Origin of the sequence: Thermorhabdus hydrogeniformans (assembly GCF_049310025.1) — a bacterium.
Lineage (GTDB): Bacteria > Bacillota > Thermosediminibacteria > Thermosediminibacterales > Tepidanaerobacteraceae > JBJYKD01.
This window is the reverse complement of record NZ_JBJYKD010000019.1, coordinates 1-26,227: the sequence shown is the minus strand read 5'-3', so window position 1 is coordinate 26,227 and position 26,227 is coordinate 1. Positions and strand designations below refer to the sequence as shown.

The window sequence follows — 26,227 nt, the reverse complement described above, 5'->3', positions numbered from 1 at the left end:
AAGAGGTGTGATGATGTTGTCAAAATCCGATAAAACCATCGGCGTAATTGCCGGCACGCCTGTGGACACCAGGATGGGAGTTGATTTTATACAAAAAAAGGGCCTCGCAGCGGTGGGTGTTCCCACCGCATCGGGACCCGAAGAGCAGAATCTGCTGCAGTTTCTGCACCCCGACGCTCTTGTTCAAAAAGTTATCTCTATCATCGATGACCTTGAAAAGCAGGGCATAAACAAGGTGATGATATACTGCAATTCTCTGGCCGCCGCAATAGACCTTGAACTCGTAAAGCGATCCCATCCGGGCACTTCTGTGGTCACTCCGCTGGACATATACCGCAGCCTGGCTTCAAGGTACAAAAGGTTGATGCTGTGGGCGGCCAACGGCCAGTGCCTGGCGGGAATAGAAAAAATCTTTTACGAGCGGAACCCGGCCGTACAAATCCTGGGGATTTCCATGCTCCCGGTGGTAATCGCCATTGAGAATCTGGAACCACCGGAATTCATCATTGAAAAATACGAGCTGGCGGGACTTCTCCCCCGCAGCCTTGAAGTAGATGGGCTGGTGCTCGGGTGCACCCATCTCCCCTACCTGAAACAAGTGCTGCAGGAGAGAACGAATATCCCCGTGATCGACCCCGCTGATGAAATGCTGGCACATCTATTGCACGGCGGCAATAAACGCGTTTAAAAGAATGACGGCGTGGAAATATGGAAGTATGGATGAAAAATCTGCCCTTCGAGCGGAAAGGGCCGCTATTTTCTGAAAAAACGCCTGAGCAGGGGAAACACTCCCGCTTCTTCCGTTACCACATAAATTCCTTGGCCGTTTTTGGGAACCAGTATGGCTCCTATGGAATTTATTCCTCCGGGATATGCGTTGATCTCGGGGTTTTTTGTTTCACCGAAACGGCTTTTTACGGTCATCCACACATAAGTGGGATACAAGGACATAATACTTCTCATGTCCTCCGGGCTGTTTACCGGCTGGCCGTTGACGGAAAGAATGACATCCCCGGGACCAATTCCGATTTTTTCCGCCGGCGAGCCTTTTACCACATCCAGGACCCGCACTCCCTCGGGAGGCGGCGCAAAAAGCGGCGGATTCCGCCTTTCCGTTCTTTTACCGGTTATGATGAGCAGTTCATGGGCGGCGGGTCCGAAGACCGCAGCCGTATAGGCAAAAACGGTGTTTCGCGAAGCCAACACCGATAGGGCCAGCAGTATCCCGCTAAACGCCAGCAAATGTACGGCCGACGCCCTGCACCTGGCCCTTGGTGTTCTGGTTAGAGCTATGTCGCCATACCCCAGGGCCGCCACCACAGGGATCATTAAAAATACCGCTCGAGGATTTTCGAGAATGCCGGAAGGCGGCTTTATGAGAGGCCACCAGTCGGGCATTTGAATCATGTCTCCCACCGGTGCCTGGCTTATGACTACCGTTAAAAGCATAATCGGAACAGGCCAGAATTCCTGAAGAGAGAACCCCCCTGCAATACCACAGCGGTCATCTTTGATAAAAACCGGGGAGGCATTGATGTAACCCGCAAAAAAAATTAAAAAGCTTTCCACCAGGTGAAGAGCCGCGACAAGCGCCATCAACCCGGCCACATCTATTCTGGGAAAACCGGTGAGGAGCGAAAAAAGGGAAACAAGCCCCCCCGCATAGGAAAAACAGATGAATCGGGGATGAACCAGCATCAAAAGCAGTGCCAGCGGCCACACATATGCTAGTCCGGTCCCGGATATGCTTATGCCCACTAATATGACCACCAGGCTGCCTGCAAGGCCCCCGAGGGTTCCATACAATACGGCATATATCACTTTCTCCCGGGGTTTTACCTTCATGGCTCCAAACATCTTGAGCTCCAGTTCCGCCGTCCTTTTGTACTGCGTCCACGCGATCAGGATGACAAGCCAGAAAAACGGACTGAGTACGGCCTGGGGCAAGCCCTGCAGGAGCAATAAGATGATTTTCCCAAGAGGAAACATGAAATCCCCCTCTACTTTCCCGCCATAATCCATGATTTTATCAGTTCAATGGCTTTATTAAGCTGGTTGTCCTTATCTCTGGGCACTGCGAACGGGTTTTCCCCCTTATCCAGCTCCACCTTCACATTTGGCTCAATTCCCACGCCGTCTATGCTCCTCCCGCTGGGTATATAGTATCTGGCGATGGTTAGCTTCAATCCGGAACCGTCTTCAAGGGGTTGCAGTTCCTGGACCGAACCCTTGCCGAAAGTCCTGGTGCCCACAAGTACACCCGCCTTAAAATCCTGAATGGCTCCCGCCACTATCTCCGACGCACTGGCACTGTTTTCGTTTACAAGAACCACCAGGGGGATGGTCAATCTTTGCTCATCGGAATAGTATTCCTCCAGCCTGTTATTATACCTGTCTTCAGTGTATACAACCAGGCCTTTGCCAAGGATCATGTCGGCCACCTTTACCGACTCGTAAAGGGAACCGCCCGGGTTATTGCGCAAATCCAGTATCATGCCTTTAACGCCCCGTTTCTTTAAAGACGCCAGCGCCTCCCTGAACTCGTCTGCGGTGTAGGAATCAAAAGAAGTTATCCTGACATATCCAATGTTTTGTCCCAGCATCTCCTCTTTTACGGTCTTCATGCGGATGCTGTCCCTGACCAGTTCAAATTTGAGCAGGTCTTTAAATCCGGGCCTTTCGATGTACACCGTGACCCTGGTGCCTTTCTTGCCTCTGAGCAGCTTTACGGCTTCGTCAACGCTCTTGCCCCTCAGGTCAGTGTCGTTTACCCGGACTATCCTGTCCTTCGGGAGAATGCCGGCCTTTTGAGCCGGAGTGCCTTCTATGGGGGAAACGACCATGATGGCTCCGGTTTTTTTATCAACACCCAAAGATATGCCGACACCTTCAAAGGAACCCTTCACCGAAATCAGGAAATCCTGAAATTCGTCGGGCCCCATAAAGACGCTGTATGGGTCCCCCAGGGATTGCACCATGCCTTTAACGGCGCCTTGCACCAGCGCGGCGGTATCGACTTCCTTAACGTACCTGTTCTCAATCATTTTCATCACGTCGAGCAGCGGTCTGAGGCGACGAAAATTTTCTATGTCATCTTGGGTAATAGTTGCGTTTTTTTCCGCTTTGTTAAAAACATAAAGGGGCTTATAGCCTATTTTCGCCCCCAGAATAAACGAAAGCAGCGATACCGCCATACACAGTACCGCTACTTTTATTGCGCTTTTCGCCCTGCTTGCCAGCATCTGCTCTACCACCTATCAAGTAATTTCTTTTAAATTATATCACTTATTTTAACCAATTCCAAGGGTTTACATGCTGGCCATTCTTTATTACCCCGAAATCCAGGTGGGGCCCCGTAGACCAGCCTGTGCTGCCCACAAGGCCGATCCTGTCTCCTTTTTTAACCTTTTCCCCTTCTTTCACCAGAATTTTCGAAAGGTGGGAATAGCGTGTAGACAGCTGGCCTCCGTGGTCTATAATGACGGTATTGCCGTATCCGCCGTACCAGCCCGTGTATATCACCACACCGTCGTCGGCCGCCACTACATCGGAACCCGTCGGCGCCGCAATATCAATACCCTCGTGAAATCTTCTTACCTTAAAAATGGGGTGCACCCTCCAACCGAAATCGGATGTAACCTGGGTGGATGCGGGCACCGGCCAGCGAAATTCTCCCGTGCCAATATATGCCCTTTTGCTTTTTGCCTGCATTTGCTGGATCATTTTAGCCAAACGCCGGGCGTCTTCCTGGAGCTGGTCCTCCTGGCGTTCGTATTCCCGCTTTTGCTCCTCCAGTTCCGCCAGAAGCTTTTGCCTGTCGCTCTGGCGCGAGGCTATGGTGGCTCTTGTTATGCTAATTTTTCTGTAATGCTGGGCAATTTGATTTTTCTGTTCCTCCAGTTCCGCCTTCTTTTGGGCCACCATTTCTTTCTTCGCCCTGAATTCCGCAAGCAGGTTTTTATCACTGTCAATAATCCTCTTGACCATGTCCAGCCTCGTCAGGAAATCGGGAAAGCTGGAAGCCGAGAGGAGCACTTCTATGTAATCAACCGGTCCCGTCATGTAAAGGGCCCTTATCCGGGTGTTGAGATTATCCTGCTGCTCGGCGACCTGATCCTCAGCCGCTTTCAATTCCCGCTGGGTCTTTACCAGTTTTTGCCGGGTCTCCTCTAATTTTATTTCTGTAGCCTTCAGCTCCTGCTGGGCTTTATTCAGTTCCTGTTCGATGACGGCAAGTTCCGACAAGACGTCTTTCTTCTGGTTGTTCACCTTTTTAATGTTATTTCTTATGTTTGAGAGCTGTTTCTGGATGATGTTCTGCTTGTTCTTCAATTCCTGCAGGTCGGTGGCAGAAGCAGGTAAAGCGACGGCGTATGCGAACACCGCCAGAAGCATTACTGTGAGTATTTTTAGTTTACCCTGCGACAATTGCCTCCTGGTTCAAAAAACTTGACTGTTTTTATCTTCAGCCAAGTCGGCCCCCGGACCAGGTTTTCGCCTCCTTCCGGATATTTGATTTGCCCTCCGAGGGGCAGGGCGACAGGGGGCCTCGGCCCGGGAGTCCCACCCGGACGGGAGTACTGCACCGGTAGGACACAACCGGTATGAACCACTTGCACGGGAAAGTCTAAGCTTCCACCAGATTGTGCTGACCTCCCGGTAGGGAACCAATCCCGCCTCCCGCGTCCTGTTAGGACGCCTACCGGTTTGTCCGACACCGGCTAAACGGGGTCACCATAAGGACAGGACGAGCTTTTTGAGGTCATGCCAGACGAAGTAATACGCTTCCTGCTGCCGCGAGACAAGCCCGTTGTGCAGCAGGAGCTTCCCCTCCAACCGCCTCAAGCAGGCCCTGACCCCACGGGTCATCCCTTTTCCTTCCCCCGGTATATCAGGATTAACCTTTCGAGTCAGGTTTTGCTTGATTTGGGCTAACACTTGCTTTATTTCTTTCGTTACCCGTTCTTTAAAGCCCATCGCCCGACGGCCTATAACCAGTGCCGCAGCGCAATGCACCGGAACAGCATAACTTCTCCTATACTTCCAATAGCCAATGTTAGACGTGTGCCGGGCAGGAATAGGCTTAAAAGGCACTCCTTCCTTGGTAGCCCTCCTGCACACCGCCTCCACCATTTTGGCAAAGGGAAAGTTGGAAGCCATACGGTTGAACTTCTTATTGGTGTCCAGCCTGTCTTTGGCAAAATCCAGATCCTCCAAGGCAATGGGTTTGCCTAAAAAGAGGGCTATGTCTACCACCACTTTGGCTAAGACGCCTATCAGATAGTTCCGACGGAAGCCGGAAGCGTAAGCCAGATCAGGTACTCTGATGTACAGAAAACCATTCGGGTAAGTAATAACCTGGGATTCTCCCTCATACTTGCCCAGGTTGCCGGGGTAAGGGATATTAAAACTTTCCGGCCACGGCTCCGGCTGGCCTGAAGCGTTTACATTGCACAGGGCCACTCCATCAGGATTGGTGTCCAAGGCTAAACAACCTTTAGCGAAGTCGGGCTCCCGCACCCCACCAAGGTCGAACGTCAGATGCACTATATAGCGGCCCTCCAGGGTGCGTATGAGCTCTCCTGTGTAGGGTAGCTTCACAGCCAGCCACATCCGCACCAAGTGCCGGTACTTCTCCGGCAGCCACAACCTGCCCTCTACCCTGGGGGCACGGCTCATCTTCGGGCGGCCAAGTTTATCCGTGCCTGTCTGTTCGGAAATGTGGGATATGGAGACAGCCAAGCGGAACTCTTGCCCGTCAAAAGATACCTTAATGTTGGGGTTACCACCTTTAGTTTCGTCTCCCCGGGAGTAGAGGCGGTTTTTGCGAGCGGCCCGCCACTCCTCCCGCGTGGCCCGGCCTTTGCAGACCCTTTTCCAGAGTTTTCTCCCGCCAAACACCACCTTGGGTACGGTCCCGTTTTCCCGGTGAACCTCCAGTTCGATCAGCTTCTTCTCTAAAGATGCTACCCGGTTGTTCCGTCCCTTGACTACCAGGCGGAGTTTTTCAACAATGTCCGGGGCATCGCCTTTCCTCTCTGCTTTCACCAGCTTCCTCATGGCTGCGCCGAGCTTCTTCCTCGCCTGGCTCAGCTTCTTTTCCGTCTCCTCAATCTCCAACTCCAGTAACTCTTTTTGGGAGTCCAGCACGGCCTGTGTCTTAAGCCTGGCGTCGTCCGCATACCGGGAGTTGAGTCCGAAGAGCTTCTGGCCAAGTTTTTTGATCTCATCACGGGAAGTACCTTCCAGAAGTCGGTTGAATGCCCACCGCATGCAGGCACAAAAGAGGCGCATCTCTGTCACAAGAGGGTCTTCCTCTCCCCGGCTCCACTTAGAAGACCGGAAGGCTGGGGAAATCTCCGGAAAGAACTCCCCGCAAACCGTCATGCTAAATTTGTCCTTTTTCTGTTTCTTCGGCATCCCTTATCAGCTCCCGAAAGCCCTGCCGGGTTTTTCTGCCACCCCTCGCACCATACAGCCGGGCTGAAAAAGAAGTCACTACAGCCAGCAAATCCTGGACCAATTCCGTATGTGCGTCTTCAGGCTCTTTCTGCGAAGTGATTTCTATTTCCACACCGCAGTACTTAAGATGGCGTTCCAAATAACCCGAAGTGCGCCAGCCGGTCGGGGTATTCGATGAGCAATTTCTTGAACTCGCCCCTCTCGGCCGCTTTCAGCATACGCTCCAGACCCCGGCGCTTTGGGTTTAAACCCGAAGCCACATCCGAATACTCCGCCACTACACGGTAGCCTTTCTCTCGTGCGTCTTGAAGTACGCCGGTCATACGTGTAAAAAACGCTTAATGGAAAAGCTGCTCCCAAAAGCCCCTATGAGCATGCCTATGAGCAAAAATCCGAGGGAATAATAGTAAAACCTCTCGATGGGTATAAGCGAAATCATGGGGACGTTTAGTTTGACAACGTTGTAAATGTAATTGTAGCCAGCCGCCAGGATGCCCACCGCGATGGACGAACCCACCAGCCCCAGGAACATCCCTTCAATGAGGAAGGGCCAGCGCACAAACCAATCGGTGGCGCCGATGTATTTCATTATGTTTATTTCCCTGCGCCTGGCGAAGACCGTCAGCCTTATGGTGTTTGATATTATAAAGACCGACACGGCGGCAAAGACCGCCATTATAACCGCACCCAGCAGCCTCACCCAGTATATGATTTTAAAGAGCTTCTCCACCACGCCTTTGCCGTATTTTACCTCCTCGATCCCAGGCAGCTTTTCAATTTCCGCGGCAACCCGGGCCACCTCCCGGGGGTTGGCCACTTTTATCCTGAAAGAATTTGGAAGGGGATTTTCTATGCCTTCCAGCAGGTCTCTTCCCACCTGCTCCTTGAATTCTTCCAGCGCCTGTTCCTTTGAGACAAATTTAATTTCCTTAATGCCCTCAAGCGCGCCTATTCGAGTGTTCAGTCGAGAGATGCCGGCTTGGTCTACCGAGTCCTTCAAATATGCGGTAATTTCGACCTGAGACTCGACGTCTTTCAGAATGTGGTCGAAATTGACGGAAAGGAGCAAAAAAGACCCCAGAATGATGAGGGCGGAGGCCACCGAACCTATGGAAGCAAGGCTCATCCACCTGTTCCTTACAAGACTGATAAAGGCTTCTCTGAAAAAGTGATTAAAAGTTCTAAGCTTCATTACTGTAGACCCCTCTTTCTTCGTCTCTTACCAGACTGCCTTTATCCAGTTGTAAGACCCGTTTTCTCATGGCGTTTACCAGTTCTTTTGCATGGGTGGCCACAACCACCGTGGTGCCTCTTTTATTTATATCACTCAAAAGTTTCATGATATCCCATGAAGTGTCGGGGTCAAGATTTCCAGTGGGCTCGTCGGCAATAATGACATCCGGGTTATTGACCAGCGCCCGGGCAAGGGCCACCCTTTGCTGCTCCCCCCCGGACAGTTCTGCGGGCCTGGCCTTCGTCTTGTAGGCAAGGCCTACCCTTTCCAGCACTTCCGGAACCCTCTTCCTTATTTCTCTGCCGGACGCTTCCACCACTTCCATGGCAAAAGCCACATTTTCGTAAACGGTTTTTTCGGGCAAAAGCCTAAAATCCTGAAAAACGATACCCATTTTCCTCCGGAGATAGGGTATTTCCCCGGGTTTTAACCTTGTCACATTTTTTCCGTTAAAAAATATCTGGCCTTTGGTGGGCAATTCTTCTCTGAACAACAGCTTTATAAAAGTGGACTTTCCAGCGCCGCTGGGGCCGACGATAAAGACAAACTCACCTTTGGAAATCTTTAAATTTATATCTGAAAGGGCTACAAGACCGCCCGGATAAACCTTGGAGACTCCGTACATCTCAATCACTTGAAATCACTCCGCATTATGTAGTTGGCCTATTTTTTATCTTCGACGTCAATCTCAAAAATCCTTCATAAAACACTAATAAAATATAGAATTAATCAAAGATCGCCGGCTTTTTTAAGTATATCATCATAAACCTTTTTTTCTCAACATCTTTTATCCATCTTCAGGTTGTTCTGAGTGAACTATGGTATTTGTCCGGGTTTAATGGAGCAGTATTCTCAAAAAATTAGTTACTTCCCATCTTAAACCATTGAGGACGGCCTGATGAAGCCGTCCTCAAATTATGTGCAATCAGATGGTTCGGGATGGAATTACAATAACTTTTTTAGATTGGCCATTTCAATGGCCGTCAGTGCCGCATCCCAGCCTTTATTGCCCGCCTTGGTACCGGCCCTTTCTACCGCCTGTTCTATGGTATCGGTGGTAAGAACGCCGAATATGGCGGGTACTTTTGACTCCAGTGCCACCAATGCTATCCCTTTGGAAACTTCGGACGCCACATAGTCGAAATGGGGTGTGGCACCGCGGATAACGGCGCCCAGGCATATTACCGCATCAAAGCGCCCGCTTTCAGCCAGCAGTTTTGCAGCAAGCGGAATTTCGAAACTCCCCGGCACCCGCACCACTTCAATATCCTCTTCTCCGGCACCGTGTCGCACAAGGCAGTCCAGCGCTCCTTCTAACAATTTTTCTGTAATAAATTCATTAAAGCGGCTGACTACGATACCGAATTTCAGGTTTTCGGCAGACAGTTTGGCCTCTATTATTTTGGGCATAAAAATCCTCCCTGTTAAATTTTTTAATATTAAAATTTTATAAAGGGTGAAAACCAGATACAATTATAACAGGTGACCAAGTTTTTCCCTCTTGGTTTTTAGATATCTTATATTATTTTTTGAAGGGGTGATTTTAAGCGGGATTCGCTCTGTTATTTCAAGGCCGTATCCTGAAAGACCCACAATTTTTTTTGGATTATTGGTTAAAAGGCGCATTTTTTCTATACCCAGGTCTTTTAATATCTGCGCTCCAATGCCGTAATCCCGAAGATCCGGCGGAAATCCTAATTTCAGGTTCGCCTCTACCGTGTCGAATCCCGCATCCTGGAGAGCATAAGCCCTTATCTTGTTGGCGAGGCCTATTCCGCGGCCTTCCTGTCGCATGTATAAAATTACACCCTTCCCTTCTTTCTGAATGATTTTCATGGCTTCCCTCAACTGGGGCCCGCAGTCACACCTCTGGGAAAAAAATACATCTCCGGTAAGGCATTCGGAGTGCACCCTTACAAGCGGTACGTCATGAGGATTTATTTCCCCTTTTGTCAGCGCCAGGTGGGTTTCGCCGGTAATGACGTCTTTATAGCATAAAAGTTTAAATTCCCCGAAGTCGGTAGGAAGCTGCGTCTCGGCTATTCTTTCCACCAGTTTTTCTCTGGTTTTTCTATATCTTATGAGTTCCTCAATTGTGATGATTTTCAAATTGTGTTCTCTGGAAAACCTGACAAGGTCCGGCAATCTTGCCATGGTCCCATCGTCTTTCATGATCTCGCATATGACTCCTGCGGGATAAAAGCCGGCCAATCGGGCAAGATCCACTGCAGCTTCGGTATGACCTGCCCTTCGCAGAACCCCGCCCTTTCTGGCTATAAGAGGGAAAATATGGCCCGGCCGCCGGAGGTCTTCAGGTCGTGTGGAGGGGGCTAACAGGGCTTTTATGGTAGAAGCCCGGTCATAAGCCGATATTCCCGTGGAATTACTTATATGGTCAACCGTAATGGTAAAGGCTGTTCCCAACTGATCGCTACCCTGGCTGACCATCAGCGATAAGTTAAGTTCTTTTGCCCTTTCTTCCGTTATAGGGACACAGATGAGCCCGCGGCCGTAGGTGGCCATAAAGCTGATAGCTTCAGGAGTCACTTTTTCGGCAGCCATTAGCAGATCTCCCTCGTTTTCTCTGTCCTCATCGTCCACAACAATGATCATCTTACCCTGCTTAATTTCTTCAACAGCTTCTTCAATTGTATTAAAATTAAATTTTTCAGACATAATATAATTCTCCCTCACGATAAGAATTTTTTATTGATCATTATGATAGTGGATTATATAAGGGTTTTGGCGGAAAAATCGCAAATTCAGAATCCGTACGACCTTAAAATCTCTGCTGTCAGACTTTTGTCGGCTGCCTCCGCAGCAAAATTATAAGCAGTTTTACTCTCCGTTAAAAATTTCTTCACATACTTTCCAATAATGTCTGTCTCGATGTTTACCGTATCGCCGGGGCGTTTATGCCGCAAAACTGTAGACGCCAGCGTATGGGGAATTATAGAAACCGTGAAGCTTTGATTTCCCACAGCCTGAACCGTCAGACTTATGCCGTCTACGGCAATGGAGCCTTTGGGAACCATGTCTTTCATTAACTCCGATGGCACGCCTATCTGGAAAACCACCGCATTGCCTTCAGGATAGGTTTTGAGAATTCTCCCTCTTCCGTCAACATGCCCCGAAATCATATGGCCGCCGAAGCGCCCATCGAATTTTAGAGCCCTCTCCAAATTCACATAATCGCCCCGGGAAAGTTCTCCCAGGTTGGTGCTTTTTAGAGTTTCAGGCATTACATCGGCGACGAATGCACTATTCCTCACATCTCTTGCGGTAAGGCAAACACCGTTTACCGCTACGCTGTCACCCAACTTTAAATCTTCCAGGACCTTTTTGCAGGAAATTGTTATTTCAGCTCCCGATGGCGTTTTTGTAATTTGAGAAACAACTCCCATTTCTTCAACGATTCCCGTAAACACATTTACATCTCCCTATAAAAAAAGTATAAAAAAATTCATTAATTTATCGCGAATTAAAACGGCTCCGACCATCACCTTAACTTTAATCAAAGGTCAGATCGGGTATGCTTCCAACATGAGATCTTGGCCTACTTGCTCGATAGATTTAATTTCAAATCTTGGAACCTCTTTTAAATCATCGATTGTTAGCCTGCCTATCGAACTCAATCCGTCTCCCCCTATCAGCAAAGGCGCCAAAAATATCAACAGTTTGTCCATAAGATTTTGCCTTACAATGGAAGACAGAAGCCCCGACCCGCCCTCCACCAGAATTCCGGTTATACCCATATTCCCAAGAATCTCAAAAAGTTGCGCCAGGTTAACTTTGCCATCTTCAGACCGGGTCTCTATCACATCCACTCCGTTTTCTTTCAAAACCCGTATTTTGTCCCTATCCGCCATTTCCGTCACAGCAAGAATTACCCTGCCGCCGCATTTTAACATCCGGGCATCAAGGGGTATTTTTGCAGCAGAATCCACCACTATTCTCACCGGATTTTTATTTTCGCCCGGCAAACGGCAGGTTAAAAGCGGGTCATCCGCCAGCACCGTCCCGATACCTACCATAACCGCATCATACCAGCTCCGAAGTTCATGCACCCTTATTCGAGCGGGCTCTCCCGTAATCCACCTGGACTTGCCCGCAGCTAAAGCTATTTTACCGTCTAACGACTGGGCTATCTTCCCTATCACAAACGGTCTTTTAGAAGTGATGTATTTAACAAAGACCTCATTTAATTTTCTGGCTTCTTCTTCCATTACTCCAAGCGTTACCTCTACACCGGCCTCCCTTAACCTTTTTATACCCCGCCCGGCCACCATGGGGTTGGGGTCCTGCATGGCTGCTATCACCCGCTTAATTCCAGCTTCTACAATAGCTTCGGCACATGGCGGCGTCCTGCCGTAATGGCTGCACGGTTCCAGAGTAACGTAAAGTTCGGCACCCTGTGCCCTCTCTCCGGCCTGTTTTAAGGCCAGTATTTCCGCATGGGGTTCACCGGCTTTTTTATGAAAACCCTCTCCGACTATTTCTCCATCTTTAACCAGCACTGCACCGACCATGGGATTGGGACTGGTATACCCCCTTCCTTTTTCCGCAAGCTTAAGTGCCCTATGCATAAAAAATTCGTCCCTTTCCATCTATCATCCTCCAAACTTATACATCCTAAGGGCATTATAAAAGCCCTGAAGAAAAATCTTCAGGGCGGTAACGGTCATTGCACATTACAGTTAAAACAGTCTTCTCCCGTCCAGACTATACTGTCGGCCCCGGAATTTCACCGGATCCGCCTTTCGGCTCGCGGGCTCAAAGCTTAAGCTTTTTACCGCCGGTCAGGAATTGAAGGCTTTCGCCTTCTCACCTTGCCCTGAAGACTTTCAACAGTGCATATTCAATTTATTTTATGTGTAATTATTTTATTACAAAATCCTAAAAAAAACAACCTCTCATATTTTGGGCATCACGTTTTGATTTACACGCAGTATTTAAAGCACGCATCATCTGCTCAAATCACCATCATGACTTTTTTAATTTTTCTATATCCAAATTTATGCCCTCTGATATGTTATCGAACTTATAACTGTACTTATCTATCTGGACAATGGTGTTGTAATACGCTTTTTCGATCACCACCTTAGAATTCATTTCGGTATACACCCTGGTATTTACCCCAACTTCCGACCCTAACTCTTTTATGTATATGTCACCGCGAGCATATATCTCACCGCCTCGAAAAACACCATAAATATCAACTCTTCCGCCTGCGTTAATCATTGTATTATAGCACCCATGGCCGGTTACGTATACATTTCCCGTAGCCACCAAATTTGAATTAAGCGCATATTTCATTCTTATGTCACTTTTACTTTTCTGACTCGTATTGAAGAATTGGTACCATTTAAAAACATCTTTAATAAGATTCTCCAGCTCTAATATATTCTTAACCGATAAAGGCGCTTTAACAAGCATATTTTCCAGTTTTTCCGCAAATTGGGTCAATCCCGTCGGCCTCAAAATATCCGGCATTTTTGACACTTCGGAACTGAAGCTCTCAACATCGCGAGATATTTCCGGCACTTTGCTGTCTATTACAATTTTAACCAAAGAACCCAGAGAATATTTATATTCTTCAGGCGCAACGTTTATGAGCTGGTTAATTATTGAAACCAGTTTTTGTAATTGGTCTTTCAATTTTTTGATTAAACGCAGCAGATTGGTATTTGACGCCTCATTGCCCGCCACTATGGTTGAAGAAATCACATTGCCATTAATTGTAATAGAATCTTCCGCTTTCACAGTGGCATGCGACACAATACCGCCTATTTTAACTTTGCCCGCCCCTATTACAGAAAAGCCGTCTTTAACATCGCCCGATATCAAGATATCGCCTGAAAAATGTATATTACCACTTTCCATATTTACATCGCCGAAATGTTCGAGATACGGCAAAATCTTTACCTCTACCCTGTTGCCATATTTATGTAATACAGGCCTTCCCTGGGACGCGGCAATGATCATGTTGCCGTCGGAACTCAGGACGGTCCCGCTGCCTGAAACCAATTCTATATCAACAAATTCACGCGGCAGAATAACCTGTCCCTTTACATCGATTCCGGGTTTACCCTGAATGCCTGGTGTTTTTTTTACAAGCAACTCGCCGGGGTAAACACAAGTAAATTTAAAACGATTTTTAAAGTCAACCTTCCCATCTTCAAAATGCACAACTTCTTTCTCTTCAGTTGGAAATAATATTTCAATCCTGGGATCAATACCATGCTCAGGAGGTCTGCCTCTCGCTACTATAATCTTTGTCGGCTCTTTAATATTGCTGACAGAAACACAAGCAGGCCAGTCGATTCCATATGAAATATTAAGTTTTTTCAATTCCGATAAAAGTTCGTCCGGCGTCAGCGGACTTTCATAAGTTCTTATTTCTAGAGGCTCAAGATGTAAACGTTCTGCAGGGGAAAAATCCGGCAGGTACCTTTCGATTTTAACGGAAGGTTCTACAGAAAGCAGAGCTTCAAGCCCATCTGTTGATATCTCTATACTCCATGAACCCTTTTGATATTCGTTAATAACTTCTACTTCCAACCTGTCGCCCATGCTAACAGGTGTAGGTTCGCACTTTTCTTCACCATTGACTTTAAATAGTAAATTTTTACCAGGAACGACAACAGGAAAAGGGCCTTGACTGGGGTGGTTTACTTTGAACTTCCCCTTTTCAAACGCTACCCATGTTTCTCCTTTATTGTCGCTATTGACATTTATATCTGCGCACATTTCATTAAAGCCAGCAATCATATCAGGGTTTTTTTTATTCATCATTTATGCCCCCAGTTTTTTAATGGACCGCTAATTCTTTTGATATTCACTGCAAACTATCGCTATAAAAGCTTTTACGATATCCGGATCGAATTGGGTTCCGCTGCACCTTTTTAACTCCTGGCACGCTTCAAAAATGGTCATCTTTTTTCTGTAAACCCTATCTGAGATCATTGCGTCAAAAGCATCCGCTACTGCAATTATCCGTGCCCCAACCGGTATATTTTTGCCTTTAAGTCTTGTTTCCGGGTATCCATTGCCATTAAAATGTTTGTGATGGTAAAGCACATTATCTGCCAGTGACTGATACTGCGGAACATGGCCCAGTATTAAAGCCCCTATAATCGGGTGCCTTTTTATTTCACACCACTCACTTTCTGTAAGAGGTGAACTTTTATTGAGTGTAGATTCTCTGACACCGATTTTCCCGATATCATGGAGAAGGGCCGAATAATATATTTCTTTTACTTCCGAAGAGGATAAACCCATGCCGCGAGCGATTTTTTGAGCGATTTCCGCAACATTTTTTGAATGATTATGCAAAAAGTCATCTTTTGCATCAATTGCACTAACTAAAGCGCTCAACATTCCGGTGTAAACCTGTTCAAGTTCCTTATTTTGGTTTTTAACAAATTCACTACTGCTGATTAACTCTATGAGCATTGTTCTAAATTGCAAGCCCGCCGTATAAACCAGCCCAAAAACTACCGGATAAAGCACAAATCTGTATAAAGCAAGATTTCCGGCATGTTCTTTCAGGTAGACATAGCCCCACAGGGAGATTAACACAGGCAGGCAAACCCAGCTCCACTTCGTGGAAAAGCTTATAGCCGATAGAAAAATAAGTATTATGTAAAAAACCGGTGACAAAATGTCAGAATCCGGTTCTGTTAAATAAATTAAAAAAATAACCGACACAAGCGCAAAGACGATGACTCTGGTCTTATCTTCATGATTCCATTTTGAAAATAATTGCATTAAAATCCTCCTAAAAATATAAGCAAAAGGCTTAGAAATCAAACCCGACGCTTAATTTGAAATTTTTATTTATATTTAATTTTTGTTGAATTTATAAATATTAATTATTTTTATGATATTATTATTTCATGTTTTTCATCCACCCTTATAAAACCCGGCGGAAACCTTACCCAGTATTTAGGGTATTTAGGATTATTGACCTGGAAATATAGGTAAATTTTACTACTCTATGTACAATATATACTATAAAAATATTAAATGCAAATCTTGCAGGGGTCATATTTGTCACAATTTTTATCATTATTCGTCACATTTTTTGCAATCACCTGTGTAACTTTTGTCATTATCTATATAATTATGTCGAATTTCACAATCACCGCAATCGCTATTTAATCCATGTCATTTTTATAATTATCTTTGAATATATAAAATTTTCATGGCATACGATGCCACAGCAGACCGGTTGGGTAAATTAAGCTTGCGCAAAATCTTTGAGACGTAATTTCTTACTGTCGCCGGGGACAGATACAGTTCACTGGCTATCTCCTTGTTTGTTTTTCCCAAGGCCAACCCGTAAAAAACCTTTTGTTCTTGAGCCGTTAAAAGGTGCAGCGGATCTTTACCGCTCTCGCTACTTGGTTTTGCCAGCAATCCATTAACTATTTTCGGATCTATAAATTTCCCCCTTTGAACTACTTTGGTTATGGCATATATTAAATCGGTTTTATCACAATTTTTTAGCAAAATAGCATCCGCCCAATCTCTAATATATTGAAATGCAAGCTCCTGCTCTTCATGGTTGCAGAAAATTACAAAATGCAAATACGGATGCTGAACTTTAATCAGCCTACAGGCTTCCAGCTCCTTACTATCTTGCAGGTTTACACCAAGCAGGATTACGTCTGCGTGTATTTTTTGCAGCAAGGAGACGGCATCGCACGCCCTTTCCGCCTCGCCTGCGTAATTAAAAAAAGATGTATCCTCTATTATCGTCCTGAGACCTATACGCAAAATTTCAGTCGGCTCGATTATCATCACATCGACGCTCCTGTTGTCCAGGGCGCACAAAAAAATATTGTCTTTCGTTTCTCTAATGTAATTAAAAGATAATTCGGCAATTACTTCAGAAAATTCTTTATTTGCATTGCTTTCACTATCTCCGATATAATGGGCAATATACCTGCTTTTATTGTAAGTGAAATGTGATGGTGAACAATCCGGTATGTAAAAGTCAGAGGAAGTTACTCTCGTTATTATGGCGTCAAAGTTATCCTCCCTTAATAATTGAACCGCTTCATAAAAATCGCTGCATTCTTTCACCCGATGCCCCGTCTGCCTTATTCTTTTCGACATTTTTGAATTGCTCTCACTGTCGGGATCTATAAGAAGTATATTAAGCATTGCGCGACCTCCATACCGGAGTTAATAATGTCTACGCGTAATATAAATGCAGAGGAAGTTAGCATGGAAGAACCCATTCCCGATCGACTAAGCCGCATCTGTTTTGTCGAGGTCTTGCAAATACCTTATTAATTATCGGCACAATCAACGGAAATTCTCTTTTAAAGTTTATACAAAATTATCTTATGTTTTATAAAAATCACCTGTAAATATTATATATGTCACCTTTTTATATGTATTTTTAACACTAGAGATAATGTCATATGTGTTATTTCAGGTCGGCATAGTCGCCGAATCAAAGGCCGGCCTATACCCCGCTTAATAAAAAATCGCCCCGCCGTATATAGAATTTTGTTTTTATTTTATAATTTTCTTAAATCTTGGCCGCGAACTCGATTCAATAAAAATAATACCACGATACTATAAAAGAAACCATTGTAAAATTATGCCAGTCTTATATAAACAATTTTTCCGGCGTTTTTCTCTTTTTTCATAAAACGGTCTATTTACATGATTGAACGGCTTTGCAACATGTAAAAAAGCCCATTAAAATTACCCTGAAGGAAAACCTCCAGGGTTTAAAAGTTTGTTATAATAACACCTATAATGCTGACAATTTCAAAGAAACAGGGTCTAAATAACACTTTTTACAATATTCTCCGGGTTACAATCATTCTCCGGGCAGCACCTCACATTGTTTTTATCCTTCTCCTGACCTCTTCCGGAATCAGCTCTCCCACTCTGCCCGTGGCGAGGCAGATGTTGGTATCCGCGGCGCCGTAATAAACCAGAATCTCGTCGTCATCATCAAGCACCTCTTTGTCCTCGGCCGGGACCGCTCCGCAGGTGAACACCACATTGGGCACCCAGCATTCTCCTTTCTTGCCTATTTCGCACTCGGTCTCGGGGGACAAAATAGGATTGGGGGAGCGGTATAGCAGCCGGCCCGGGTCCTTCAGGTCGGCTAAAATGACACCCAGCCGGTAGACCATCTCCTGGTCCACGCCGTGGTATATCAACAGCCACCCATACCTGGTTTTGATTGGCTGGGATCCGGCTCCGATTTTCAGAGAGTCCCACATCATACCCGCCCGGGGGCCCATTATAATCTTATGGCCTTCCCTGGGCCACGGAAATACCAGTTCATCTGAATAAGCCATCCATATACTCGGTTCCAGCCTGTGATATATCACGTATTTGCCTTCAATCTTTTCCGGAAACAAAAGTGCGTCTTTATCCCACAGGCCGGGGAATGCAAGGCCGCGCCTCTTCCACCGGTCAAAATCGCGATTCAAAAAGTCTTCTATGGATATGGATGCAGCGGCTATCTGGGCCACCACTCCATCATAGGCGGTATAAAGCATAAATATTTCATCGTTGATCAGCACGACCCTGGGGTCCTCGCAACCCTTTTTCTCCTGTTCGGTTTCCGGAGCAAACAGGGGCCTGTCAAGCCTCTCAATGACATTATAACCATCCGTAATGGCCAGGCCGATTCTTGACACCTCATCCTTTCCGAAAGCCCTGTAGAGAAGGTAAACCCTGTCCTTTATCCTGATGGCGGCGGTATTCAGCACATAGCGGTTTTCCCACCAGTGTTCCTTTACGGGATTTAAAATAGGATTCAACCTGTACCTCTTCAGTTCCCCAGCCGCGGGCCACGTTTCCGGTTCCTGGATCACCACTTTCTCCGACGGCGGCTTAATCCCAAGAAGTGCATTTGTCAGATCGCTGCTCTCGCGGCCCTGACTGATGAGCTGGAAAACCTGCTCCATTATTTCCCCCGGATTAAACCCCATTTCCTTATATATCTCTTCCAGCAGGTCATGGTTGAACCAGTCCCTTTCCACATGTAAAAAAAGTGGGGTGGGAATTCCTTCTCCGCCTTTGAAACTGAAACTGGCCCAGCTCCATGCAGAACACGGCATGAAGGTGCCATCTTTCAATATCATGCTCAGGCCGTGCCCTCTGGCCATCAAACTTATATCCTTCGACTCCTCCGCCAAGTTTTCTTCCGCCAGCCTCCGGGAAAGTATTTCCAGTCTCGCCGCAAATTCCCTCTGGTGCCAGTTTTCAAATATGTGATGGGCGGAAAACATGGCCTTTCCGTAGTGCCCCAGAATGGAATTCGCAAACTTCCGCCCCACCTCTTTCCGCTCCCGGGCGTACATTCTCCATAGATCAGAAAAGTGTTCAGCTTCCACTATGCTCTTGGCCACCCTCGTAAAATACCTGAGTTTGGGAAAATCACCGCCCATACCCTTGCCAAGACTCGTGACCGCGATGCGCGCCGTCAAGCGGTTCAGGTCGGAAATCTCCCTGAACTCTCCTATCCCAGCAAAATTATGCTGGCTTATGACCAAAGGTTTGAGCTCCGCCTCTTCAAAACTGTCAGGCCTCAAGTTGTCTTTGAGCCAGTAAAATATCCTGTCAAAGTAATCCTTGTCCTCCGCAGTCTGAGCCAGGGTCAGGATGTCCCTGACATCCATGTTGTCCAGGAGCTGGCGCATGTTTTTATAGCCCAGTCTGAGCAACAGATTGGCCGGCGGAAATTCATAGAGCAATTTTCTCAGGATCTCCCATTTGACACAAAATACTTTTTTATGCGGGAAGATCTCAAAGAGCTCTCTGAGAAAAATCATGGTGCCTTCCGCCGTGTGCAGGTCTCCCGGGCACAGCCTGTCAATGGTATTTTCCATCCGTTGCATAAAGCTCTTTAACTTATCGCCTATTTCCGCCGATGAAGCGCCGGTATCCGTTCCCAGAAGGTGCATGAAATCCCTGAAGGCGTTCTCGTATTTTTTCTGAAGCCTTCTGAAAACGTCGCCTGTCGAAATTTCCCTGTCTCCCGCCCCCCTCAGTTTTCTGGGCAATACTATCGGAACTCCGGGTATAAATTCCAGGTAATCCAGCGGAGTGAGCACCGGCCTTGCTTCATCTGCCTTCAACTTCCATTTTCTTAAAAATTCGGATTTATATGCCAAAAAAGCGTGAGCGAAATCTTCGAAAATATCCCGGGCCCTGGCCGAAATTATGGGAGCGGCATCCACGCCGCTTGCTGTCAGAGCTTTTTCAAGGTCGGCCATTTGCTTTAAAAACTCCGCCACAATGCCGTCGTACACGGCCCTGAGGGCCTCCAGCAGGTCTTCCTCCGCGACTCCTGATTCGAAACCTGCCGCCAGCAATATATCATAAACCACCCTCGCCCAGACGCCGGGCAAAAAATTGAAATACCCGGCCCGGCTTTCGGCCAGGCGGTCCAGTGCATCTATTAAATCGCCTTGCAGTAGTTTTTCAAAAAGGTGCTTGTAATGAAAATAATACCTCTTAAATGTGCGTGCAAACTCCTTGTAATCGCAGATTACCTCCAGCGGCTGATCCTTTTCTTCTCCCACAAACGCGTCTGGTCTTTTTAAAGTGATACTATTGTTTAACCAGAAATCTTCGTCCTTTTTGATGCAGGCAATAAGAGCCCTGGTCATTTCTTTAAATACAAGATTTTTCTTTACCAGGGTGACAGGCGACATTTTGGCCCCCAGATACACCTCACATATGCGCTTTTGCCATTTCAGCGCCGTGGTGACAATCCAGGGGTTTATCCCGTAACCTCCCGCTCTTTCCCTGAACTGGTCGAATTCGGCGCACATATCCTCCACCAGGTCGTGGGATATGGCAAAAACTCCGCTCAAAGGGTCGGAAAACCTCATACCGTACAGCGTCTCAATCAAAGGCGATACCAGGAAGTTTCCCGTAATATCCTCAAAGGGATGCCGACTGAACCTGGCTATGGCGAGGTCGTATTCGCCGAATATGGGCTGCGCCAGTCTGTCTATCCACTGCGGTTTTAAACCCCTTTCTCCATCATTTTTTAAATCGGCTTCCAGGAGCACCACATCAGCCTCAAAAAATCGAGCCACTTCGAATATGGCCCTGATGCTGTAACCCCTTCCGTTTACTCCGGAAGGCATTAAAAAAGCGGTGACATCGCTGTCCATTTCTTTTAATCTTTTTAAAACCTTTTCACCGGCGGGGTCTCCGGCGCATACGATAAGTTTACTGTGATTCCCCGATTTTAAACTCTCCCTGGCAACTCTGACGACTTCAGGGAGGGTTTCCTCTTCATTATAAAACGGAATGCCTATAACCACATCCACTTCTCCGGTTTTCACCAGGTCTTTTTTTATGTTCTCCAGTGTTTCGTAAAACAGGTCCTCCCCGTATTTTAATCCAGCACCCATACAGTTCCTCCTCACACCGCGGGAATTAACACCTGGCGTTTTTCTTCCATCACGTCATTCAACACCTGGTGGGCCATTAAAAACGAAATTATGGCTTCCGCCCCCTGGTTAAGATTTACCCCCTCGGGAATCAGACCGTCATGACATCCCTGGGTTTCCTCATTAAAGAGGGGCAGGCCGTTTATGTTTTTACCCCAGTACCATTTGTACGCCATTTGCGCCTTTTCAACGTATTCCGCTTCCCCTGTGGCGATATACGCCTGCAGACAGGCAAGCACAATGGAAGCCGCATCCACAGGCTGCTGGTCGAAAGGCGGAATATCGCTCTCCTTTTGCCACCAGCCGCGGTTGCCCACAATAATTAGATAACCCCTCCTGAACAGCGAGTCCGTCAGGAACTTTAACGTTTCCCTGGCCACCTTCAGGGCCTTCCTGTCACCGCTTATGGTGTAAAAGCCAAACAGGGAATGCGGCAGAAGGGCATTGCAGTAAGTGAGTTTATCTTCAAACCACAGCCAGCCGTCGCCGCGGTTTTTTTCATAGAGGTCGATCAACCGGCCGGCCATTTCTCTGGCCTTAGGCAGAAGATGCGCAGGGTCGTAAGAGTTGTTAATCAGGTTTACAAGCCCCAGAAGCAAGTATGCCATGGCACGGGCGGAAGTTAATCTGGAGGCCACCGGCAAAGCCTTTTTTAACATCCTCACGGCTGAATTTTTCGCCTCGGCTATATCACAGCTCAGAGCGAAACTCGCCGCCAGCACGCCGCGGCCTATACAGTCTTCGGAATTTAAAACCGGTGAAAACTCTCCATTTATTTTCAGGTTCCACCACACACCGCCGCTATCCTGCGCTTCTTCCATAAATCTGGAATAGACTTTTATAAGCCTTTCCCGTTCCCTCTCCTTCATGCCCATGGCCACAATGAGTGCCCGGGCATTGTCGTCGACGGTATAACCGCTTTCCGGCATGGGCTTTGACTTGTCGGAAAACTGTATCATGCCGGTGTTGTCCGTCATATTTATAAAGTGCCTGTACATGCCTAAAACACCTTCCTGCTGGCCTTGATCTGGAGGATATTTTCCAGGATATTGACGTAAGACCGGGCCACTTCGGGCCAAAACATCGTCCTGCCCAGTTTTGCGGCCCTTTTTTCAAGCTGTGATTTCAACTGGGGATTTGACAGGATGGAATCTATCAATGAGGCAATTTTCTCAGGGTTCGCCTCGGACGCCACAAGTCCCCTTCCGTCGGAAAGCACTTCAAGAGAATAATCATAGGGAGTTGAAACTATCGCCCTGCCGCAGCCGATGGCATAGGATAGGGTCCCGCTTACCGCCTGGTTCCGGTGGGGATAAGGGGTAAGGTAAACATCGGTCATGAATAGAATTTCTCCCAGTTCATCGAGACTGATGTACCTGTTGATGAATCTTATATTTTCTTCCAGCCTCAGGGTCTCTATCAGTTCCACCAACGATTCCCTGTAGACCTCCCCCATCTTCTTCATTAAATTGGGATGCGTCTCTCCGGCCACCAGATAGACAATATCGGGGTATTTTTCCCTTAAATAAGATATGGCCTTAATACCCAGCTCGATTCCCTTACCCGGCCCGATAAACCCGAAGGTGGTCACAAGAGGCCTTCCGGCGATCCCGTATGCTTTTTTAAGGGCTTCCCTGGGTTTTTCTTTAAAAATGGGCACACCGTGAGGCACCACATAAATTTTTTCCATTGGGACCCTGTAAACCCTGTTTAAAAGCTCTGCCGAACGCCGGGTCATGCATATTACAGCTGTAGCCTTCTGCCCCAGTCTGCTCAGAATGCCCCTCTGACGGAACCCCGGTGCGGGCAGGACCGTATGGGTATTCAGTATAAACGGCTTTTCAAGATTCACCACAAAGTCCAGTACAAAGCTGCCGTCATTTCCCCCAAATATGCCGTATTCATGTTCCACGAAAACCGCATCCAGGTCCGCGGTGTTGACGAATTCCGCAGCCAGGTGATAATCGTCTTTTTTATCTTCACACAGTTCAAAAACCACTTCAGGCGGGTATTTATATGATGAGTTTTTGTCGCTGACGGCCAGGATCTTTACATTCTGGTCCCACATTACAAGGTTATCCCTTAGATCTTTTGAAAAAGAAGCTATACCGCATTCCCGCGGAGGATAAGTGGTTAGTATGGCGAGATTCATATATATACCCCCTTGTGTCGTTATTTTGAAAAAGGCATGCATTACCCATTATATGCTCATTCAGTCAGTATTAATATTATTTTATATTCAGCCCTGAATTATCCAACCTTATCGCTTTTTTAATCAATTAAATTTTCTAAACAATTCCTTTGGTGGTATAATATTTTAGTATATGTCGCTTTGAATTGCAAATATTGCATTATAGTCTAAAAATAAAAAAAAATGCCCCCGGCGCGGATAAAGGACAGGTGATTAAAAGTATTCATTCTTATTTTTGAATAATGGTCAATAATAGTCAAATATGCATTCAGACCGGCGTTAAAATATGCGTCTTTCAGCATAGAGGACCCTTACAAAAGTTCCAATGTCGATGACGAACAAACCTCTTTTTGGCCAGGCCATTCTTATATCAGGCCTCGAAAGAGGTATTTCCAGAGTCCTGTTTTCCGAGTATATTTTTAACATGACATCCTGAACAAAAAGACCCGGGTCAAGCCATACATTTGTCTCAATAACAAGGTTGATTTCATCTTCCGCGTCCAAAAACATAAAGTTAATACAAGTAGCTGGCTCGGCCTCAAAAATGCCCACCAGGTCCCCGTAAGTGTAGCGCTTTTTCCGGCCGATGGCCGAAAGTCTCTTTCCGCCGGTGATCATGCCGAAAAACTCGTAGGAATCTTCGCCTATACTTTCTTCCATGACTCTTCCGTTTACTTCTATTTTCATCAGTATTTTGTGGTCGTCCATAATATTTACCGCCTTTAAGGCGTATAGTTCAAGCCCCAGTTGCATATTGATTTACCCCCCTGTCAGATTTGCTCTTTATTATTTTATAATATATTCATAAATGCCGGAGGCTGTTACACAGCTTCACTTAAATAATTTTCAAGACAAGGCAGGAAAAAAACATACCGCGTAGAATATAAAGTAAAGATTAAAAAATCCCCCGCTGCCGGGGGTAAAAGTCACCTGGGGAGTGATTTTTTTGAAGGGCCTTGGCGATTTTAAGCAGGAGATTATAAAAATAAACAATCAGGTCAATGAAGAGATGTACGGCAGGGGGCTCGACTGGCAGAAAATAGACATACTCGGAGACAAGATAATTATTCTGGCCCTTAATCGCAGAATATCGGTTTTGAAACACCTGGATGACAAAGACACTTTCACCGCACGGCTCATGGATCTGGCACTGCTTAATGAATTCAAGATTCGCTTTAAGAGAGCCTTCGAGGAAGCCACGGGCTTAAAAATAAGGACGGTATTGAAAGATTATGATCCCGTCAACCAGCTGGCCGCAACCATGATAATCACCGTGGAACCGGTGGAAGAATTCCTGGCCAGAGAATACTCTTGAGAAAGGCCGGGGGGAAAATTTTAATTATATAATGCTTCAGGTTACGGTTATTCCAAAATTTGATAAAAGATTTTTTAAAATCATTCTTGACAAAAGTGTTATTTATCTGTATATTAATATCAGGCTTGTATAAAATTTTATATTTGGACTGGATAAGAAAGATCCGAAAGGATAGTTCGAGGCCGTCAAATAAATGCTTCCAAGGGAAATGTTATGCTATTTTCCTTCGAGGAATGATAGCATGATTTTCCCGGGGTGAGGTATTTATTTGGCGGCCTCTTTATTTGTCCAAAAAAAGGAGGACCAACATGAAAGTAAAAGATGTGTTAACGGCGCTGGACCAAATCACCGGCGGAAGGGTGGTATCCGATTTAAGCCACGTTTTCTCCGGCCAAAATCCCTTCGTGGTCATAAAATCTTCCAACATACCCGGAAAATCGGTAATGGAGATTCCCGGCCTGGTAGCAGGCGACCCGGAGGCGGAAGTTAAAAAAGTAGCAGTAACCATGACCCTTACGGAAGGGAGCATTGAACTGGCCGGAGCCACCGGAGTGGATCTCATTGTGGCACACCACCCCGTAGCCGATGCGGCAAACTCCGGCGGAGTGACATTGAAAAATTACCTGAGCCTGTACAACATCTCGGTAATCGAGTTGCACGAGGCTTTTCACGGCCTTCACCCAGGTATATCCTATATTCACGGTCACAGGGCTTTCCGGGTAGATATAAAATACGGCGGGATCCCTGGAAACATCATGTATGTGGGCAAAGCTCTCGACGATGTGAAAACTCTGGGCGACATTCTGGAGCGCCTGAATAAAATGATGGATATGGAAAAAGAACAGGAAGTCATGCGGGTGGAACGTTCCCTGTTCGGCTGCACGCAAATTAAGGACTCGGCTACCGCCGTCGGCGGCGAAATCCTGCTGGGAACGCCCGCAAGCCCTGTAGAAACAATCCTCCACATATTCCCTCATACGGGATTTACCGCCGAACACCTGGCAAAAGCAAAAAGAGAGCATCCGGAAATAGACACCGTACTTGCCACCATCAGCAGGGTAAAAAAGGACAGCGAACTGGTCAAAAAGGCCGGTGAACTGGGGCTGAACTTTATATGCGGCAATTCTCATGCACTCGAGATCTTTGAAAACGGGCTGCCTCTGGCCTACGCCCTCCGGCACTATCTGGCAGAGGATGTGGAAATTGTCGTCTTCAGGGAGAGAATTACCTCCACCCCGCTCGAGGACTTTGGATCAACCGAGATTCGGGAATACGCCAGGTTTATAACTGACAATTATTTGATTAAAAAATAGCCGCATATTTGATTAAAAAATAGCCGCAGGAAGCTGTTAAACCGGTTGACCAATATTTAGAATTTGCAGTTTTAATCCACAATTGTTATAACGATTCCCGCCGTTTTCGATTATGGGTTTGAAAAATCAGATCAGCTATTTTAATTTAAATTTTGTGCAAGTGCATATTTTAGCAAATGTATTTAAAAATAAGTCCTGCGGTAAAAAGTCAAGTACCTAAAAATAACAAAATGGAAAATATTTAGCTCACTTTTTGTAAAAAAG

The 26,227-nt window shown here is 46.5% G+C and carries 22 protein-coding genes and 1 riboswitch; of the genes, 3 read left to right on the top strand and 19 right to left on the bottom strand.

Going from position 1 to position 26,227, the window contains the following annotated elements:
- Positions 1–16: 16 nt before the first annotated feature.
- A complete protein-coding gene (locus ACKX14_RS10190) occupies positions 17–688 on the top strand; it encodes an Asp/Glu racemase (RefSeq protein WP_422447288.1) in 672 nt (223 codons plus the stop codon).
- Between the two features lie 65 nt (positions 689–753).
- On the opposite strand, the gene ACKX14_RS10185 is transcribed toward ACKX14_RS10190, so the two are convergent.
- From ACKX14_RS10185 to ACKX14_RS10095, 19 genes are all read right to left on the bottom strand, one after another.
- A complete protein-coding gene (locus tag ACKX14_RS10185; RefSeq protein ID WP_422447248.1) occupies positions 754–1,989 on the bottom strand; it encodes a PDZ domain-containing protein in 1,236 nt (411 codons plus the stop codon).
- Positions 1,990–2,000: 11 nt separating this feature from the next.
- On the bottom strand, positions 2,001–3,242 hold the full coding sequence (locus tag ACKX14_RS10180; RefSeq protein WP_422447246.1) for a S41 family peptidase: 1,242 nt from the start codon (positions 3,240–3,242) through the stop codon (positions 2,001–2,003).
- Between the two features lie 43 nt (positions 3,243–3,285).
- On the bottom strand, positions 3,286–4,428 hold the full coding sequence (locus ACKX14_RS10175) for a murein hydrolase activator EnvC family protein (RefSeq protein WP_422447244.1): 1,143 nt from the start codon (positions 4,426–4,428) through the stop codon (positions 3,286–3,288).
- Between the two features lie 303 nt (positions 4,429–4,731).
- Entirely contained in the window at positions 4,732–6,420 is a 1,689-nt protein-coding gene (locus ACKX14_RS10170; RefSeq protein WP_422447242.1) for an IS200/IS605 family accessory protein TnpB-related protein, read from the bottom strand.
- Positions 6,389–6,601, bottom strand: a complete 213-nt coding sequence (locus ACKX14_RS10165) for a hypothetical protein (protein ID WP_422447240.1) — start codon at positions 6,599–6,601, stop codon at positions 6,389–6,391. The genes ACKX14_RS10170 and ACKX14_RS10165 overlap by 32 nt, the downstream gene beginning before the upstream one ends.
- Positions 6,585–6,785: a recombinase family protein gene (locus ACKX14_RS10160; protein WP_422447238.1), complete on the bottom strand. Its 201-nt coding sequence runs from the start codon at positions 6,783–6,785 to the stop codon at positions 6,585–6,587. The genes ACKX14_RS10165 and ACKX14_RS10160 overlap by 17 nt, the downstream gene beginning before the upstream one ends.
- The gene (gene ftsX / locus ACKX14_RS10155; protein WP_422447236.1) at positions 6,782–7,654 is read right to left on the bottom strand and encodes a permease-like cell division protein FtsX; all 873 of its coding nucleotides are present in this window, start codon (positions 7,652–7,654) and stop codon (positions 6,782–6,784) included. The genes ACKX14_RS10160 and ftsX overlap by 4 nt, the downstream gene beginning before the upstream one ends.
- Positions 7,644–8,330, bottom strand: coding sequence for a cell division ATP-binding protein FtsE (ftsE, locus tag ACKX14_RS10150; protein ID WP_422447234.1), 687 nt, complete (start codon positions 8,328–8,330; stop codon positions 7,644–7,646). The genes ftsX and ftsE overlap by 11 nt, the downstream gene beginning before the upstream one ends.
- Before the next feature lie 311 nt (positions 8,331–8,641).
- Complete coding sequence (gene ribH, locus ACKX14_RS10145; protein ID WP_422447232.1) at positions 8,642–9,106, bottom strand: 6,7-dimethyl-8-ribityllumazine synthase; 465 nt, start codon at positions 9,104–9,106, stop codon at positions 8,642–8,644.
- 63 nt (positions 9,107–9,169) lie between these two features.
- A complete protein-coding gene (locus ACKX14_RS10140) occupies positions 9,170–10,372 on the bottom strand; it encodes a bifunctional 3,4-dihydroxy-2-butanone-4-phosphate synthase/GTP cyclohydrolase II (RefSeq protein ID WP_422447230.1) in 1,203 nt (400 codons plus the stop codon).
- A gap of 86 nt (positions 10,373–10,458) precedes the next feature.
- The gene (gene ribE / locus ACKX14_RS10135) at positions 10,459–11,124 is read right to left on the bottom strand and encodes a riboflavin synthase (RefSeq protein ID WP_422447228.1); all 666 of its coding nucleotides are present in this window, start codon (positions 11,122–11,124) and stop codon (positions 10,459–10,461) included.
- 93 nt (positions 11,125–11,217) lie between these two features.
- Positions 11,218–12,303, bottom strand: a complete 1,086-nt coding sequence (ribD, locus tag ACKX14_RS10130) for a bifunctional diaminohydroxyphosphoribosylaminopyrimidine deaminase/5-amino-6-(5-phosphoribosylamino)uracil reductase RibD (RefSeq protein WP_422447226.1) — start codon at positions 12,301–12,303, stop codon at positions 11,218–11,220.
- Between the two features lie 94 nt (positions 12,304–12,397).
- A riboswitch (FMN riboswitch) is annotated at positions 12,398–12,542 on the bottom strand.
- 137 nt (positions 12,543–12,679) lie between these two features.
- Positions 12,680–14,488, bottom strand: a complete 1,809-nt coding sequence (locus ACKX14_RS10125) for a DUF342 domain-containing protein (RefSeq protein WP_422447224.1) — start codon at positions 14,486–14,488, stop codon at positions 12,680–12,682.
- A gap of 30 nt (positions 14,489–14,518) precedes the next feature.
- Positions 14,519–15,166 (bottom strand): HD-GYP domain-containing protein, encoded by a 648-nt coding sequence (locus tag ACKX14_RS10120; protein WP_422447222.1) that lies wholly within the window; start codon positions 15,164–15,166, stop codon positions 14,519–14,521.
- A gap of 711 nt (positions 15,167–15,877) precedes the next feature.
- Complete coding sequence (locus ACKX14_RS10115; RefSeq protein ID WP_422447220.1) at positions 15,878–16,867, bottom strand: response regulator; 990 nt, start codon at positions 16,865–16,867, stop codon at positions 15,878–15,880.
- A 689-nt stretch (positions 16,868–17,556) separates the two neighbouring features.
- A complete protein-coding gene (locus tag ACKX14_RS10110; protein ID WP_422447218.1) occupies positions 17,557–21,105 on the bottom strand; it encodes a glycoside hydrolase family 130 protein in 3,549 nt (1,182 codons plus the stop codon).
- 11 nt (positions 21,106–21,116) lie between these two features.
- Positions 21,117–22,142 (bottom strand): hypothetical protein, encoded by a 1,026-nt coding sequence (locus ACKX14_RS10105; protein ID WP_422447216.1) that lies wholly within the window; start codon positions 22,140–22,142, stop codon positions 21,117–21,119.
- A 2-nt stretch (positions 22,143–22,144) separates the two neighbouring features.
- Positions 22,145–23,296, bottom strand: a complete 1,152-nt coding sequence (locus tag ACKX14_RS10100; RefSeq protein WP_422447214.1) for a glycosyltransferase family 4 protein — start codon at positions 23,294–23,296, stop codon at positions 22,145–22,147.
- 318 nt (positions 23,297–23,614) lie between these two features.
- On the bottom strand, positions 23,615–24,088 hold the full coding sequence (locus tag ACKX14_RS10095) for a hypothetical protein (protein WP_422447212.1): 474 nt from the start codon (positions 24,086–24,088) through the stop codon (positions 23,615–23,617).
- A gap of 184 nt (positions 24,089–24,272) precedes the next feature.
- On the opposite strand from ACKX14_RS10095, the gene ACKX14_RS10090 reads away from it, so the two are divergent.
- On the top strand, positions 24,273–24,650 hold the full coding sequence (locus ACKX14_RS10090) for a Na-translocating system protein MpsC family protein (protein ID WP_422447210.1): 378 nt from the start codon (positions 24,273–24,275) through the stop codon (positions 24,648–24,650).
- Positions 24,651–24,958: 308 nt separating this feature from the next.
- A complete protein-coding gene (locus tag ACKX14_RS10085) occupies positions 24,959–25,963 on the top strand; it encodes a Nif3-like dinuclear metal center hexameric protein (protein ID WP_422447208.1) in 1,005 nt (334 codons plus the stop codon).
- The last annotated feature ends 264 nt before the right edge of the window (positions 25,964–26,227 follow it).